The following is a 13,547-nucleotide window of genomic DNA, read 5'->3' as shown; positions in this document are numbered from 1 at the left end:
GAAGCGGTGCGGGGAGACGCCCGAGAGAGGTCGACCGATGACCACAGTTGCACCGACCAGGCCGCCGGCGGCCGAAAAGCCGAAGGTGGCGGCCAGAACGCGTCGGTCCGCCAAGGCGCACAGCGCTTATCCCACCTGGTTCTACCTGCCGGCGGCGGTGATCTACGGGGTCCTGTTCCTCGTTCCGACGTTCGCGTCGTTCTATTTCAGCCTGACCAGGTGGACGATCTTCAAGTCGACCTTCATCGGGCTGGACAACTTCACCCAGTTCTTCCAGGAGCCCGCCCTCGTCAAGGGCTTCGTCAACACGTTCCTCTACGCGGTCGTCACCTCGGGCCTCAAAGTGGTCCTCGGCCTCCTCCTGGGCATCCTGCTGACCAGCCAGATCCGCGCCCGCGGCTATCTGCGCTCGGTGGTGTTCTTCCCGGTGCTGGTGAGCACCGTGGGTGTCGGCATCACCTTCACGGCCTTCATGGACCCATCCACCGGTGCGATCAACAAGTCCCTGGCGGCGGTCGGCATCGACGGTCCGGGCTGGCTGACGGACCCGTCGCTGGCGCTGTTCTCGGTGGCGTTCGTCGACGTCTGGAAGGGTGTCGGGCTGGCCACCGTCATCTACATCTCCGGCATCGTGTCCATCCCGCAGGACTACTACGAGGCAGCGAGGATCGACGGCGCGGGTCCGTGGCAACAGTTCCGCAACGTCATCCTGCCGCTGAGCTGGCCGGCGACCTCGACCGTCATCATCCTGTCGCTCATCGGCGGCCTGCGGTCCTTCGACCTCATCTGGGCCATGACGCGCGGTGGCCCCGGCTTCAGCTCCGACGTGGTCGCCTCCGTGATCTACAAGCAGTACCAGGCCGGCTTCTACGGCCTGTCGACCGCCGGAAACGTCATCCTCTTCCTCGTCGTCACGGCGATCATCGTCCCGTTGTCCCGCTTCCTGGCGAGCAAGGAGGTGGAGCGGTGAAGAACTCCACCCGCACCTGGCTCGGCGTCCTGTCGGTCACGGTCAGCGTCGTCGTGTTCGTCATTCCGTTCGCGTTCATCGTGCTCACCGCTGTGAAGGATCCGCAGCAGGCCGCGCAGCTCGACTTCTCCTGGCCGCGCCACTTCCACATGGTCGACAACCTCGTCGAGGTCGTCCAGGCGCGGGACTACATCCTCGTCATCGCGTTCATCAACAGCGTGATCCTGACCGTCGCCAGTGTGACGGTCATGGTCGTCCTCGGTGCGATGGTCGCCTTCGTACTGCAGCGGCGGGTCACCCGCTGGACTGGGGTGATCAACTTCCTCGTGCTGGCCGGGCTGATCATCCCGCCGGCGGTGGTACCGACGATCTGGGTTTTGCAGAAGGCCGGACTGTTCGGCACTCTGCCCGGGCTGATCCTCGTGGAGATCGCCTTCGGCATGTCGTTCTCCATCCTGTTGTTCCGCGCCTTCATCGCCACCATCCCGCGCGAACTCGACGAGGCCGCCGTCATCGATGGAGCGTCACCGCTGCGGCTGTTCTTCCGGGTCATCTTCCCGGTGCTGCGGTCGGTGATCGTGACGGTGATCGTCGTGCAGTCGGTATCCGTCTTCAACGACTTCACCAACCCGCTGTACTTCCTGCCCGGCGAGCAGAACGCCACCGTCCAGCTGACCCTGTTCAACTTCCAGAGCCAGTACAGCACCAGCTACAACCTGCTCTTCATGGACATCCTGCTCATCACGATCCCGCCGCTGATCATGTTCCTGTTCTTCAACCGGCAGATCGTGGCAGGTATGACCGCCGGCGCGGTCAAGGGTTAGGCCGTGTTTTAGAACGGGCTGGTCTGCCGAGTTGGCTGTCCGGGGAAGTCGCGGGCGGCCAGCCAAATGATGAGGTCGCCTGCGATCCGGCCGATGCTGGTGTCAGTGGTGACCTCGTGTTCGCGGCGGGCGGTGTCGCGGCGGACGGTCTCGTAGCCGCCTTCGTCGAGGACGGCCACGGAGGCGAACCAGGCGGGGTCGTCCTGGTCGGGCTGGATGACGACGAACGTGTTGTCCGCGTCGTTCAGTTCGCTGATGAGGTCGAACAGGGCGTCCTCGGACGGGTCGTCGATGTGATGGCCGTTCTCGCTGTCGGCGCAGTAGTACTCAGCCGCCATTGGTCCGCTGTCTCCCTTGTGCCGACGTGCTGCGGGTTGCCGCCGCCAGGATGGCATGCGGTGCGGAAGCGCCAAGTCACAGCCATTCGTTGATGGCGGCGATGTGGACGGTGGCCTCGAAGCGGACGGCGAGCTTGTCGAACCGGGTGGCCACCGCCCGATTGCGCTTGAGCCGGTTGATGCCGCACTCGACCGCGTGCCGGGCCTTGTAGTCCTCGCGGTCGAAGGCCGGCGGTCGCCCGCCGTTGCTGCCGCGGCGTCTGCGATGGCCGGCCTGATCGGCCGGTTCCGGGATGGTGGCCCGGATCCCGCGTCGGCGTAAGTAGGCGCGGTTGGCGCGCGATGAGTACGCCTTGTCACCACGGACCCGCAGCGGCCGTCTGCGCGGTCGCCCCGCGCCGAGCCGGGGCACACGGATGCCTTCCAGTACGGCCACGAACTGCGGGCTGTCACCCCGCTGCCCTGCCGTGACCAGCAACGACAAGGGCCGTTGGCCTTGTTCGCACGCCAGATGAATCTTGGTGGTCAGACCGCCTCGAGACCGGCCGAGTGCGTGATCGTCCGGCTCGGCGACGATCCCGCCGGGCGGCTCCTTCTGAGTCTTCCCGTCCCGGCGGGCGCCGGCCGCGTGCTGGTGAGCCCGGCAGACCGTGGAGTCGACATTCACCTCCCACGTGATCAGCCCGCCGGCATCGGCCCTGGCCTGCAGCCCGCTCAGTACTGCTGCCCAGACACCGGTGCGTTGCCAGCGACGGAACAGCCCGTAGACCGTCTGCCACGGCCCGTACTGACCCGGCAGGTCCCGCCATGGGGCACCAGTCCGTACCCGCCAGCGGATCCCATCGATCAGCCTCCGCCGGCATGCTGACGGCCTGCCGACCTGCGCGACGGGCAACAGCGGTTCCAGCACTGCCCACTGCTCATCCGAGAGATCCCCACGTCCCACACCGAGATCATCACGGCATCAGGCGCGGCAACAAACCCCGTTCTAAAACACGGCCTAGCCGCCCGACCGCCAGGTTTCGGCATCGATCCCAACCTGTGCGAGGCGGACGGAAAGCCGCCCCCCCCCACACGTCCCCGACGCCGCGATCCAGCAGAGCCGCTGGTCCGGTAGGTGTCCGCGCCCCATCCCCTCCCCGATGGGGCGCGGACATGGAAACGCCGCGCAGCCCGGAACGGCCGACGCCCGCGTGGGGGATGCGTTCCTGTCCGTCAAACAGCGACACGAAGGAGTCTCGTATGCGCGTCGACCATCACCCGGGGCCGCGTCCCGCAATACGCGCAAGACGCGGCCGGTCCGCACTCGGGGCGGTTTTCGTGGCCTTCCTGACCGTCCTCGGTATGGTCACCGCCTCTCCCGCCCAGGCCCTCAGCGGTGACGTCCGTATGCATGACCCGAGCCTCATCAAGGTGGGGAGCTGCTACTACGGCTTCTCCACCGGGTTCGAGAACGACTCGCTCAACCCCAGTGGATCCATCACCATCCGCAAGACGTGCGGTGGTACCGCGGCGTCCGGATGGACGAAGGTGGGGAACGTCTGGGGGGCGACCCCGTCCTGGATCACCGCGAAGCTCGGTTCGACGCCGCCGAACATCTGGGCCCCGGAGATCAAGCAGTTCAACGGCAAGTACCACCTGTACTACGCCGGTTCCCGCTGGGGCACCTCGTACGCAGTGATGGGAGTGGCCACCGCGACGAACATCGAGGGTCCGTGGACCGACCAGGGCATGGTCACGGACGTCAACTACCCGATCGACCCGAACGTCGACTGGGGGCCGGACGGCCGCCTGTACATCTCCTGGGGTTCCTTCACCGGCCCCGGTACCTACATGCACGTCCTGGACCAGTCCACCGGCAAGCTGTCCACCACCGACCACAACCTCTGGCACCTCGCCGTCGGCATCGAGAACCCGACGATCGTCCTCAACGGCGGCTTCTACTACCTCTTCGGCTCCAAGGGCCTGTGCTGCAGCGGGACCAACAGCAACTACTACACGGTGGTCGGACGGTCCACCAGCATCACAGGACCGTATCTCGACCAGAACGGCACCAACATGCTCTCGAACGGAGGGACCACCGTCCTCAACGGCGCTCGCCCGAGGGTGGCCGCCGGCGGTGCCGACGCCTACGACGACGGCTCGTCCAAGTACCTCGCCTACCACTACTACGACGCCGACCAGGCAGGGCGGGAGGCACTCGACATCCGTCAGCTGACCTTCGCGAACGGGTGGCCTGTCCTCTCCGGTCCACTCGCCGCTCCGAACAACCACCTGTGGAACCGGAACGCCGACAAGTGCGCGGACGTCTGGTCGGCGAGTACGGCTGACGGGGCATCGGTGAACTCCGGGAACTGCAACTCCGGCACCAACCAGCAGTGGCAGCCCACCGCCGTCGGCTCCAACTATCAGCTGGTCAACGTCAACAGCGGCAAGTGTCTCCAGGTCGCCGGAGCCTCCACCGCCAACGGCGCGACCGCCGTCCAGTCGACGTGCACGGGAGCCTCGCACCAGTTGTGGAAGAGGACAGCGGTGATCGGCGCCTACCTCACGTACACCAACGTCAACAGCGGCAAGTGCCTGCAGATCGCCGGAGGGTCCACCGCCAACGGCGCGGCCCTGGACCAGTCGACCTGCAACTCCGGCACGAACCAGCAGTGGATGATCGTCTGAGGGAACGCATGTCCTCACCGGACAGGTGAGGAACCCGGGCGGCCGAGTCGCACCCGGCCGCCCGGGCCTTCGCCGTTCCACGCCTGCGCCACCTCGGGCGGTGGCGTCGACGGGGCCGAGAGCTGCGACCGGTACCCACGGGCCCGCGGCGGCCAGGTCGTGCGGGGAGGCGGCCACGACTCACGCCGAGACAGGTTGGGGGGCGCTCCGGTCAGCGGGTCATGCGTGAGGACTACGGCGGGACTGCGAACTGAGGTGCCGGGTGCCGGCGATCACGCGTCGGGGCTGCGGGGGTGGGTGGAGTCTGTACCCCGGGTGAATGTCCGGGGCGGCAGCGGATCCAGCCACGGGTCGCTGGTCTTCTCCTGGATCTCCAGGCCGAAGATGAGATCGGTGAAGTCGGCATGTCCGGTGCCGTCGCTGCAGCTGAAGCGGTAGGACGCGCCGGGGTTGAGGTCGACGAGCAGACCGGCGTTGCCCCGCCACATCTGGGGTTCCCCGTCCCCGCCTCGCCAGCAGTTCCAGACCTGTAGCGTCGACGTGGCGGTGGGCTTGATCAGCGGCTTCAGGTATACCACCGGCGGCGCCGAGTCGGTCCACAGGCAGACGCCCGACGACCGGGAGCCGTTGACGAGCAGATCGCCCTCCGACAGTTCCAGACACACGCCCTGGGGCGGTGTGCCCACGAAAGAGGTGAAGGTGATTGCCAGCCTGGACGTCGCCCACTTCATGGAAATATCGAAGGCAAGGTGCACCGTCTTGCCTTCGAACTCAACCGGTTGACCGTCCGAAGCGCGGAACGCCCGGTCGATCTTCGGCTTACGGACATGGCCTTCAAGCATGTGAACCTCCCGTGGTTCAAGTCCCCGCTCCAACGGCGGGTGCGGCCTCTGCGCGGCGGCGCGTGTCAGTCCGACGCGGGGGCCCGGTGTCTGATCCGGTGTCGTGCATCTTCGGCCGAGGGAACAGGAACGCGCGGCCGGAAGGAGGAGCGGCTGACCTGCTCAGGCCCGAGCGGCACCCTTGAGGCGCACCACCGCGCTGCCGAGCTCGCGCTGCATCTTCGCCGTGAGTGGACGGCCCTCGAAGGTGCCGACGAGGGCCCGGGCGACGTCGCGCACCGGGAGGCCGCAGTGATCGGCCAGATCAGCGAGAAAGTCCTTGGCGTGTGCGCTGGAACACGGCACGAGCGCCATGACCACGCCCTGAGCCCGTAGGGCGACTGCACGCCTGCGCAGCCGTCGGCGCAGTTCCACGTTCTCCGAGCGAAGAGTCCTGACCTCGCCGGCAGGACTGCTCTCATCCCAGACGAGTGACTCTGTTCGAGACCAACGCTCCCCGTATGTGCTCAATGTGCGCTGCATGACACACCTTGCTTGGTCATTTTCGCGGAGCCGGGGACTGGGGCCAGTTCCCCCACCGTAGTCCTGTCGGTCCCTCAGCGGCTACCTTCGGGCAGAGACCCCGACGAGGGAAGCACCGAACGCACCTCGGCACCCCCGGATTTCGGGCGTGATCGCCGTACGGGGCGCCGTCCCGAAGGGCGGGAGAGCGCCTGGTGCGTGCGCTATCCGCGACTGCGGCTGTACCGGCGGCCGCCGCCGCGGCGTCCGCCGCCGCCCCGCCCGCGCATGGAGAAGCCGACGATCCAGACGACGAGGAGTACGGCGGCGACCCACCAAAGGGTCTGCATGGTGAAGCCGAACCCGAACACCACCAGGATCAGCAGAAGGAGAAGAATCCAAAGCATCGCCGGGCCTCCAGATCGCGGGAAGTTCCTGTGTTCCGCGGGGTCCGGGCGAAGCTGCGAGGTGGAATGCGTCCCGAGTGATCCGGAGTGGCACAGCCCTACGCCGTACTGGCAGTCAACACCCGGCCACCTCCCTTGTCAACGCGGTGTCGAAACGGGGGAGTTCCGCGAGCCGGGCAGGGGCCGCTGGGACGAACGAAGCCTCGGTGGGATGGTCGACCGGCTCGGCAGGCGGCGCCGGCAGGACGTGGTCCCCCCACCAGGACAAGCCCATCACGGTGGCGAGCAGGACGAAGGGGACGGAAGCCGGAACGATCAGTACGTACATGCGTACCGCCTGCGGTGGATGCGTGCGACGCGGCGGGCAGTTGAGGGGGATGCCCGCATGGGGCGCATCGAGGCTGCGACGGGGTCGCGTAGCGACGGTGAGTGTGGGAGCGCCCGCTGGGGGGCGGGACGGGGTCCGGCACTGATGCGCGAGGTGCGCCCACGAGGGAGCGCGAGAGGAGTTCGACGCTGCCGGGGGCTCGGGCCGTACCTGACACGCTAGCCCTCGCCGCGCTCCCTGAACAGGCGTCAAGTGGCCATCTGGATCCTGCGGAGGCCGCTGACGTGGGTCGCTGTCCGTAACCTCTGGGGAGGGCTACGCTGTTCGTACAGGCCCTGGCCCCCGGCAGTCACGCTTCGTTCTGCTCCGGGGAGGCCCGCCGTGTTCGTTCTTCTTGTCATCCTGATCGGGGTTTTGTTCGGCCTCGGATTCATGGACCCCATCTGGTGGGTGGCCGCGGCGGTGCTGGTGTTCGGCGCCACCCGGCACGGCCGCGATCGTGGGGGAGGCGGGATCCGTGGCGACGGTTCCGATCTCGGGGACTACCGGGACTACGAGAACCGCCGGGACCGTCAGGAGCGCTGGAACCGTCGCTACAGCCGTCAGCACCAGGCGCGCTGGAGGCGCGAGGACCGTCGGGACCGTGAACGCCGCGGGTGACCGATGAAGTTGCCCGGCATCCGGAGATCCCGGGGTGGCTTGAGCCACACCGGACGCGCGGAAATCGTGGAGAGGCACATGCCATGCAGCGCACAACCTTGCTTCCGGAGAATTGGTGGGATCTGAGGGCCGAGGCCGTGGCGGGGGAGGCGGCGGCTCACGACGTCGAGACGCTGCGCGCCGAGAACGATCAGCTGCGGCGGGCGCTGGCCGGCCGCATGGTCATCGACCAGGCCTGCGGGATGGTGATGGTCCTGGCCCCCTGCCGCCGCGGGCCGGCGAGGAACCTGCTGGTGGATATCTCGCGGCAGTGCCACACCCAACTTCCGGAGGTGTCTGCGGCCGTGGTCGCGGCCTGGGAGGGTGAGCCGCTCCCGCGGCTGATGCAGCGTGCGCTGGGGCGTGCGCTGCGGCGGCACTACGCGGAAGACCAGGGGTGCGGCGTCCCACTGGCGGATGAGCCGTCCGCAAGGGGAAGGCCATGAATCACGCAGCCGACGTCCGGGAATGACGCGACCGTGATTCGGTCGACATCGAGGAGCGAAGAACAGCGGCTGGTGACGGCTGGGACATCGACGGGAGACGCGGCCCTGGTTGCCGAGATTCTCGAACTGCGTGCCAAAAATGAGCAGTTGAGTCAAGCGCTGGTAACTCGTGCGGTGATCGACCAGGCGCGCGGCATGGTGATGGTCCTGGCCCCGTGTTCCAGCGAGCGGGCCTGGAACCTGCTGGTGGACGTGTCGCAGCACTGCAACGTGAAACTCCGGGACGTGGCTGCGGCTCTGGTCGCCACGACGAAGGACGAGAGGCTCCCGGAGCCACTGCAGAGGGCACTGAGCCGAGGGCTGCGGCGCATCCATCTGGCAGACCGGCGGTGACGGCGTGTGCGCTGAGCGGACGGCACCGGGAGCTGTGGGTTCAACTCTCCGGTGCCTGTGTCCAGGACGGCCGTCGGATGCCCCGTTGTGCAGTCCACCTTGTGGAGCTCAATCATCAGGTCTGTCCCTTGTCTGACCTTGAAGCCGTTGAGCGAGCAGAACGGCAGAACGGCAGAGCGCTCGACAGCACCACTCCGCCGACGCGTCACTGCGGGGTGGCGCGCCCCGTGGGGAGCCGCAGTTGCTTGGTGCGGAAACTGTTTGAAAGCGGGCCGCCCGGGGATCCGTCTGCTGTGCTTCAGACCGGAGGCACGCCCGTGGAAGCAGCTGTCGCTGCTCCCCAGTGTGCTGCGGCCTGCCGGCTCCCACGGTGAGTCACGCCACCGATGAGGAGGCACGCGCCCATGGCGTACGCACGCACGAAGGGCCCACCAAGCGCACGCGCCTACAACGATGCCCCGGACACCGCGGACGCCTTCAGCCGTATCGCCGCCCTGCCGGACGGCCCGGAGAGGTCCGCGCTGCGGCAGGAGGTGGTGTGCGCCTGGATGCCGATGACCGTAAGGCTCGCCGGGCGGTTCCGTCATCGCGGCGAGAGCTTCGAGGACCTCAAGCAGGTCGCCCAACTGGGCCTGGTCAAGGCGGTATCGCGCTTCGACCCGAGCCGCGGTACCGCCTTCCCGAGCTTTGCCGTACCGACGATCATCGGCGAGGTGAAGCGGCACTTACGTGACGAACTCTGGATCGTGCATGTACCGCGGCGCGTGCAGGAACTGCGTGGCCGGGTCCGCTTCGCCGGCAAGGAGTTCGCTTCGCTCAACGGCCGCGAACCCTCGGTCCAGGAGATCGCCGCGCACAGCGGCCTGACCGAGGCGGAGGTACAGCTGGGCCAGGGGGCGCTGGTGAGCTTCGCAGCCCTGTCCGTGGACGCCGTGCCCGGTCACTCCGAGGACAGCCACCCACTGACCGACACGCATGGTGCCCTGGAGCCCGGCTTCGACCAAGTCGTCAATCGTGAGGCGCTCCGACCGCTCCTGCGGGCACTGCCCGAGCGCGACCGGCAGATCCTGTACATGCGGTTCTTCTGCGAGATGACACAGAGCCGGATCGGCGAGCAGCTCGGTATCTCCCAGATGCACGTCTCCCGTCTGCTCACCCGCACCTGCGCCCGCCTGCGCGACCAGATGACGGCGGACCGCGATCTGAGGAGGGCATCGTGACCACGTCCCGGATACACGGGCGGATCCGGGACACCAGGCATCGGCGGAGTATTCGGCGTCCGGACGGCCATGCGGTGCTTGCCGCGGCAGCTGGACAGCGGCACCATGAGCCACCCCCTTCGAAGCCAGGCCGTTACCGCCCTGGGCGTGGTCAGGCGCGGCTCGAGGAGTGGTACTCGCTGCGGCCGGGTTCGCCGTCCTTGTGGCAGCCGCTGCTTCGACCCGGACGAGGCCATGACGTGGACGCGACGCTCCGCAGCTTCACTCAGACACCGGTAGGACCGTGGTTCCGGGTCGCCGTCGCGATCGGGCTGGTCCTCTTCGGCGTGTTCTGCTTCGCCTCTGCCCGGTGGCACCGCCTGCAACTCGGTGACCCAGGCCAGATCTGCCGGCTGCGCCCCCAGGCTCGCTCTTGAGACCGGGCTGCCACCACACACTGGTCAGCACAACCGGCGAAGTGTCCCGCCCCCTCCACTGAGCGCATGCGGGCATGCGGAGCGGCGGTCTGTCGTCCACCACCGCGCGTCAGGCGGCCGGGCGGCGGCGCGAGCGCGATACCGAGCGCACGAGCAGGTAGAGCACGGCGATGATGAGGAGCAGCACGCCGGTGGAGAGCAGATACAGCATGCCGTCGACGGCAGCGCCGATGACGACCAGTGCGATGGCGCCGCCGAGAAGGACCAGGAAGAAGATCATGGCGCTACACCTCCTGGGGCCGTGGCGGAAGGGCGGACCGGAGGGGCTGTCCAGCCGTGCCGATGTCCTCCGGACTCGCCAGTACCTCATTTCAGGGTAGACGCAACCCGTGGTGGTGGCCTGCCGGGCAGAACGGTTCTACCGTGGGGACAGGAAGCAAATCTCGGGAGCACGTCATGATCATCCTCGGACTTGTCATTCTCGTCGCCGCGGTAGTCATCGGCGTCGCCGGCGTTCTTACCAACAGCGGCAGCGCCCACGAGCTCACCAGCGGATTCTCCGTCTTCGGAGTCGATGTCACCGGCTCCACCGGCACCCTCTTCCTCTACGGCATCGTCGTCGGTGCGGCGGTTCTGCTCGGGCTGAGCCTGATCCTGAGCGGCGCACGCCACGCCGCTCATCGCGGCCGCACCGCACGCCGCGGGCTCAAGCAGTCGCGGCGCGAGACAGCCGCAGCCGAACAGGAACGCGGCGTCCCGACCAGCGAACGCGACTCCGCCCGCGCGCAGACGGGGCAGGCGGAGAGGGATGACGCAGACCCTGCCGAACGCCCCCGTCACAAGCACCACTGGTTCCGCCACGGGGCTACTCAATGACGATTCAGGTTGGCAATGCCGCGCCCCACGGAGACGGCGCTGCCACACCGCACAGGCTTGCTCCGCAGCGGTCGTCACGGGCTTGCTGTGGCGCCGACCTCGGTAAAAGTCGGGCAGTGCGGTTCCCGCACGCCGGAGGGCGGGTCCGGAGCAGCCCATCACCGGCCGGCTGCTTGCTGCCCGGCTCCGAGGAGGACGTTCCGCTCGGCTGAGTCACCGAACGAAACAACCGAACGAAACATGGGACAGGCCCAGCGCGATGAAGGGGTGTGCCCAGCGAGAGCAGTCCTTGAACCGCGGACGACACACCGGGTCGGTCACGTAGTCCATCTCGCCGTTGATCCTCGCCACCTGGCAACGGCTGGAGGCGATCTTCTCGACCGGGGAGGCTGCGTGCGATCACGGCCTCGGCGGCGGTGTCAGGCCACCAAGCCGGGGAGGGATGCGGAGTCGTCGATGAAGGCGCGGGCCACATCGGACAGGCGGCGGTTGTGGGAGCGGGCATAGCCGCGCAGCGCGGTGAAGGCCTGTTCCATGTCGATGTTGTGGCGTTCAGCGAGTTTCCCCTTGGCCTGCTCGATCAGTACGCGGCTGTTCAACGCCGTCTGGAGTTGTTCGTTGAGGACAGTGCTGCGGTCGGTGGAGCGTTGTTGAAGGAGGCTGATGGTGGCGACGTCAGCCAGGGCCTGGCCGATGAGGGTGGCGGCAGGATCGAAAGGGCCGGGGTCGGCGCGGAAGAGGTTCAGCGCGCCGACGGTCTCGTCCCGCAGGCGCATGGGCAGGGCCTGGACGGCGCCGAATCCGCTGCGGTGGGCCGCTGTGGCGAAGTGCGGCCAGCGGTCGACCTCGCGGGTCAGGTCGGGGACGATCACTGGCACCCCGGTGCGGGAGCACTCCAGGCAGGGTCCTTCGTCGTTCTGGAGCTGGAAGAGTTCCAGCAGACGTACCCGTTCGTCGGAGGCGGCCATCACCCGGAGTTTGCCGTCGCGGTCGGCGAGCAGCACCCCGGCCGCACTGACGCCGAGCATGCCGACGCAGCGGTCGGTGAGCAGACGCAGGAAGTCGATCAGGTCGAAATCGGCGACCAGGTTGTCCGCCAGTTCGACGAAGGTCTTGGCCAGGAGTTGCTGGTTCATCGTGTCACCCTCGATTGAGACCAGTCCCGCCGGAAGAGGCGGGAAGCACTGCACGTGCATCGGATGCCACCGGTGCGTCAGGATTCCTCATCGGTCCCTCTGGGCTCCGTGTGGGGGGAGAAACGGAGCCGGTGGGCCACCACGTCGGCGGCCACGTCGGCTAGCCGGCGTCCCTGTGTATAGGCGTAGGCGCGCAGCCGGACGAAGGCTTCGTCGATGCCGACTTCGAGCTGGACGGTGAGAATGCCGGTGGCCTGGTCGATTTCCGCCCGGTATCCGCCCAGGTCCTCGAAGCCTCGATCTGCCAGTGCTCCGTCGACCGGCGCGCCCGTCTCCTCGATACGCGCATCGAGCAGGAGCAGCGTGGCGAGATCGGCGAACGCCAGTGCGTCGGCCAGTTCCTCCGCGTCCAGCACGGTGGGGGTGTTGGCGTACAGGTCCAGAACTCCCGGGCTGATCGCCCCGATCTGCAAGGGGAGCGCGAAGACGGCGCGTGCGCCGGCGTCCAGGGCGGCATCGGCGAACACGGTCCAGCGGTCCTGCAGTTCACCGGTGAGCAGATCGGGCGTCAGAACGGCCGAGCCCTGGGTGAAGGCGTCAACGCAGGGTCCTTCACCCAGGGTGAGCTGGAGCTCCTCCAGTTGCTCGCTGATGGTGTCGGTGCTGCACAGCGGATGGCTTGCAGCGGTCCGGGACATCGCCGATATCCCCGCTCCGCCGACTGGGAGGGCAGCCACGGCCGCGGCGCACACATCGACCACACTGGGCCGGGTGCCGCGTCGGGCTGCGTGTTCGGCGACCAGCACCTGGATACGGGCCGAGCGGCTGTCGGCCCTCATCCGGGCCACGGTGTCCAGGCGTCGTGTGCCAGGCCCTCCAGTCGCGCCGTGGTGCGTTCCCCGAGGGGGAGTACCAGCGCGTGGAACATGGTTGGGCCCGCTGGCCGCCGCATCACTCCGACGTTCAGCCATCCCCAGGAGCGGAGTGAGGCGAGGGTCGGGTGATCGTTCTGATCCACCAAGGTGGTGCCGAGGGATGCCTGGTGGTCGCTCAGCAGCCGCTCCTGCAAATGGCGGGCGGCGTCCTGGTCCTGTGGGTGTGGCTGGACCAGGATGCTGGTGATCGCGAAGACGCCGCCGGAGGCGGTGAGCTGTTCGATGCTCTGCGGTAGTGCTCCGTCGAACCCGAGCCACCAGAAGCCGTTACGGCTCACCGGGCACCCGAAGGCGCATCCCACCAGGTGGTCCGTCTCCGCGATCACCATGGCGAACCCCGGTCGGCGGATGTCACCGGTGAGACGGTTCAGGAAGTGCTGGCGGCTGCTGCTGCGGTATGCCTCGGGGGCGGACGTCTCGCGGGAGTCGACGTACAGATCCGCCAACTCCCCGCTCAGGCCCTGTGCCAGCCAGCGGTTCACGCGGCGCAACCGCACCGCGTCCATGGTCGACGGCTCGCCTGCAGGGGGTTGGTGCGGCTGC

18 protein-coding genes are annotated in these 13,547 nt (G+C 67.8%); 9 read left to right on the top strand and 9 right to left on the bottom strand.

Features of this window, described 5'->3' with window-relative positions; translation table 11 throughout:
* Positions 1-37: 37 nt before the first annotated feature.
* A complete protein-coding gene (locus O1Q96_RS25965; protein ID WP_269250442.1) occupies positions 38-970 on the top strand; it encodes a carbohydrate ABC transporter permease in 933 nt (310 codons plus the stop codon).
* Positions 967-1,794, top strand: coding sequence for a carbohydrate ABC transporter permease (locus O1Q96_RS25960; RefSeq protein ID WP_269250441.1), 828 nt, complete (start codon positions 967-969; stop codon positions 1,792-1,794). The genes O1Q96_RS25965 and O1Q96_RS25960 overlap by 4 nt, the downstream gene beginning before the upstream one ends.
* An 8-nt stretch (positions 1,795-1,802) precedes the next feature.
* Here the strand turns inward: O1Q96_RS25960 and O1Q96_RS25955 are convergent, their stop codons facing one another.
* Together O1Q96_RS25955 and O1Q96_RS25950 are read right to left on the bottom strand one after the other, a co-directional pair.
* A complete protein-coding gene (locus O1Q96_RS25955; protein ID WP_269246333.1) occupies positions 1,803-2,132 on the bottom strand; it encodes a hypothetical protein in 330 nt (109 codons plus the stop codon).
* 76 nt (positions 2,133-2,208) lie between these two features.
* Positions 2,209-3,078, bottom strand: a complete 870-nt coding sequence (locus O1Q96_RS25950) for an IS5 family transposase (RefSeq protein ID WP_269246334.1) — start codon at positions 3,076-3,078, stop codon at positions 2,209-2,211.
* 374 nt (positions 3,079-3,452) lie between these two features.
* On the opposite strand from O1Q96_RS25950, the gene O1Q96_RS25945 reads away from it, so the two are divergent.
* Positions 3,453-4,805, top strand: a complete 1,353-nt coding sequence (locus O1Q96_RS25945) for a family 43 glycosylhydrolase (RefSeq protein ID WP_269250440.1) — start codon at positions 3,453-3,455, stop codon at positions 4,803-4,805.
* Between the two features lie 272 nt (positions 4,806-5,077).
* Here O1Q96_RS25945 and O1Q96_RS25940 read toward each other — a convergent pair whose 3' ends face one another.
* The 3 genes from O1Q96_RS25940 to O1Q96_RS25930 all read right to left on the bottom strand — a co-directional run bounded on the left by O1Q96_RS25940 (position 5,078) and on the right by O1Q96_RS25930 (position 6,555).
* Complete coding sequence (locus O1Q96_RS25940) at positions 5,078-5,647, bottom strand: hypothetical protein (RefSeq protein ID WP_269250439.1); 570 nt, start codon at positions 5,645-5,647, stop codon at positions 5,078-5,080.
* Positions 5,648-5,809: 162 nt separating this feature from the next.
* Positions 5,810-6,061, bottom strand: coding sequence for an ANTAR domain-containing protein (locus tag O1Q96_RS25935; RefSeq protein WP_269250438.1), 252 nt, complete (start codon positions 6,059-6,061; stop codon positions 5,810-5,812).
* Between the two features lie 311 nt (positions 6,062-6,372).
* Positions 6,373-6,555, bottom strand: coding sequence for a hydrophobic protein (locus tag O1Q96_RS25930; protein ID WP_269250437.1), 183 nt, complete (start codon positions 6,553-6,555; stop codon positions 6,373-6,375).
* Positions 6,556-7,264: 709 nt separating this feature from the next.
* Between O1Q96_RS25930 and O1Q96_RS25925 the strand changes: the two genes are divergently transcribed.
* The 5 genes from O1Q96_RS25925 to O1Q96_RS44320 all read left to right on the top strand — a co-directional run bounded on the left by O1Q96_RS25925 (position 7,265) and on the right by O1Q96_RS44320 (position 10,057).
* On the top strand, positions 7,265-7,543 hold the full coding sequence (locus tag O1Q96_RS25925) for a hypothetical protein (RefSeq protein ID WP_217459272.1): 279 nt from the start codon (positions 7,265-7,267) through the stop codon (positions 7,541-7,543).
* Between the two features lie 83 nt (positions 7,544-7,626).
* A complete protein-coding gene (locus O1Q96_RS25920) occupies positions 7,627-8,028 on the top strand; it encodes an ANTAR domain-containing protein (protein WP_269250436.1) in 402 nt (133 codons plus the stop codon).
* A 72-nt stretch (positions 8,029-8,100) separates the two neighbouring features.
* On the top strand, positions 8,101-8,421 hold the full coding sequence (locus tag O1Q96_RS25915; protein WP_269250435.1) for an ANTAR domain-containing protein: 321 nt from the start codon (positions 8,101-8,103) through the stop codon (positions 8,419-8,421).
* A 404-nt stretch (positions 8,422-8,825) separates the two neighbouring features.
* Positions 8,826-9,641: a SigB/SigF/SigG family RNA polymerase sigma factor gene (locus O1Q96_RS25910; protein WP_269250434.1), complete on the top strand. Its 816-nt coding sequence runs from the start codon at positions 8,826-8,828 to the stop codon at positions 9,639-9,641.
* Positions 9,638-10,057 (top strand): DUF1206 domain-containing protein, encoded by a 420-nt coding sequence (locus O1Q96_RS44320; protein WP_331276066.1) that lies wholly within the window; start codon positions 9,638-9,640, stop codon positions 10,055-10,057. The genes O1Q96_RS25910 and O1Q96_RS44320 overlap by 4 nt, the downstream gene beginning before the upstream one ends.
* 109 nt (positions 10,058-10,166) lie before the next feature.
* On the opposite strand, the gene O1Q96_RS25900 is transcribed toward O1Q96_RS44320, so the two are convergent.
* Positions 10,167-10,337 (bottom strand): hypothetical protein, encoded by a 171-nt coding sequence (locus tag O1Q96_RS25900; RefSeq protein ID WP_269250433.1) that lies wholly within the window; start codon positions 10,335-10,337, stop codon positions 10,167-10,169.
* A gap of 176 nt (positions 10,338-10,513) precedes the next feature.
* Between O1Q96_RS25900 and O1Q96_RS25895 the strand changes: the two genes are divergently transcribed.
* Positions 10,514-10,933, top strand: coding sequence for a hypothetical protein (locus O1Q96_RS25895; RefSeq protein WP_269250432.1), 420 nt, complete (start codon positions 10,514-10,516; stop codon positions 10,931-10,933).
* Positions 10,934-11,352: 419 nt separating this feature from the next.
* Here O1Q96_RS25895 and O1Q96_RS25890 read toward each other — a convergent pair whose 3' ends face one another.
* The 3 genes from O1Q96_RS25890 to O1Q96_RS25880 form a co-directional block, all read right to left on the bottom strand.
* Positions 11,353-12,069 (bottom strand): GAF and ANTAR domain-containing protein, encoded by a 717-nt coding sequence (locus O1Q96_RS25890; protein WP_269250431.1) that lies wholly within the window; start codon positions 12,067-12,069, stop codon positions 11,353-11,355.
* Between the two features lie 77 nt (positions 12,070-12,146).
* Positions 12,147-12,908 (bottom strand): GAF and ANTAR domain-containing protein, encoded by a 762-nt coding sequence (locus tag O1Q96_RS25885; RefSeq protein WP_269250430.1) that lies wholly within the window; start codon positions 12,906-12,908, stop codon positions 12,147-12,149.
* Positions 12,905-13,510: a hypothetical protein gene (locus tag O1Q96_RS25880; protein ID WP_269250429.1), complete on the bottom strand. Its 606-nt coding sequence runs from the start codon at positions 13,508-13,510 to the stop codon at positions 12,905-12,907. Before O1Q96_RS25880 ends, O1Q96_RS25885 begins: the two co-directional genes overlap by 4 nt.
* Positions 13,511-13,547 lie beyond the last annotated feature (37 nt).

The organism is Streptomyces aurantiacus (assembly GCF_027107535.1).
Taxonomy (GTDB): domain Bacteria; phylum Actinomycetota; class Actinomycetes; order Streptomycetales; family Streptomycetaceae; genus Streptomyces.
This window is presented reverse-complemented; position numbering and strand designations above follow the sequence as displayed.

Coding starts and splice junctions, on each gene's coding strand:
- O1Q96_RS25955 (WP_269246333.1), bottom strand. CDS start 2,132: ATGGCGGCTGAGTACTACTGCGCCGACAGCGAGAACGGCCATCACATC.
- O1Q96_RS25895 (WP_269250432.1), top strand. CDS start 10,514: ATGATCATCCTCGGACTTGTCATTCTCGTCGCCGCGGTAGTCATCGGC.
- O1Q96_RS25940 (WP_269250439.1), bottom strand. CDS start 5,647: ATGCTTGAAGGCCATGTCCGTAAGCCGAAGATCGACCGGGCGTTCCGC.
- O1Q96_RS25890 (WP_269250431.1), bottom strand. CDS start 12,069: ATGAACCAGCAACTCCTGGCCAAGACCTTCGTCGAACTGGCGGACAAC.
- O1Q96_RS25910 (WP_269250434.1), top strand. CDS start 8,826: ATGGCGTACGCACGCACGAAGGGCCCACCAAGCGCACGCGCCTACAAC.
- O1Q96_RS25900 (WP_269250433.1), bottom strand. CDS start 10,337: ATGATCTTCTTCCTGGTCCTTCTCGGCGGCGCCATCGCACTGGTCGTC.
- O1Q96_RS25880 (WP_269250429.1), bottom strand. CDS start 13,510: ATGGACGCGGTGCGGTTGCGCCGCGTGAACCGCTGGCTGGCACAGGGC.
- O1Q96_RS25885 (WP_269250430.1), bottom strand. CDS start 12,908: ATGAGGGCCGACAGCCGCTCGGCCCGTATCCAGGTGCTGGTCGCCGAA.
- O1Q96_RS25965 (WP_269250442.1), top strand. CDS start 38: ATGACCACAGTTGCACCGACCAGGCCGCCGGCGGCCGAAAAGCCGAAG.
- O1Q96_RS25930 (WP_269250437.1), bottom strand. CDS start 6,555: ATGCTTTGGATTCTTCTCCTTCTGCTGATCCTGGTGGTGTTCGGGTTC.
- O1Q96_RS25920 (WP_269250436.1), top strand. CDS start 7,627: ATGCAGCGCACAACCTTGCTTCCGGAGAATTGGTGGGATCTGAGGGCC.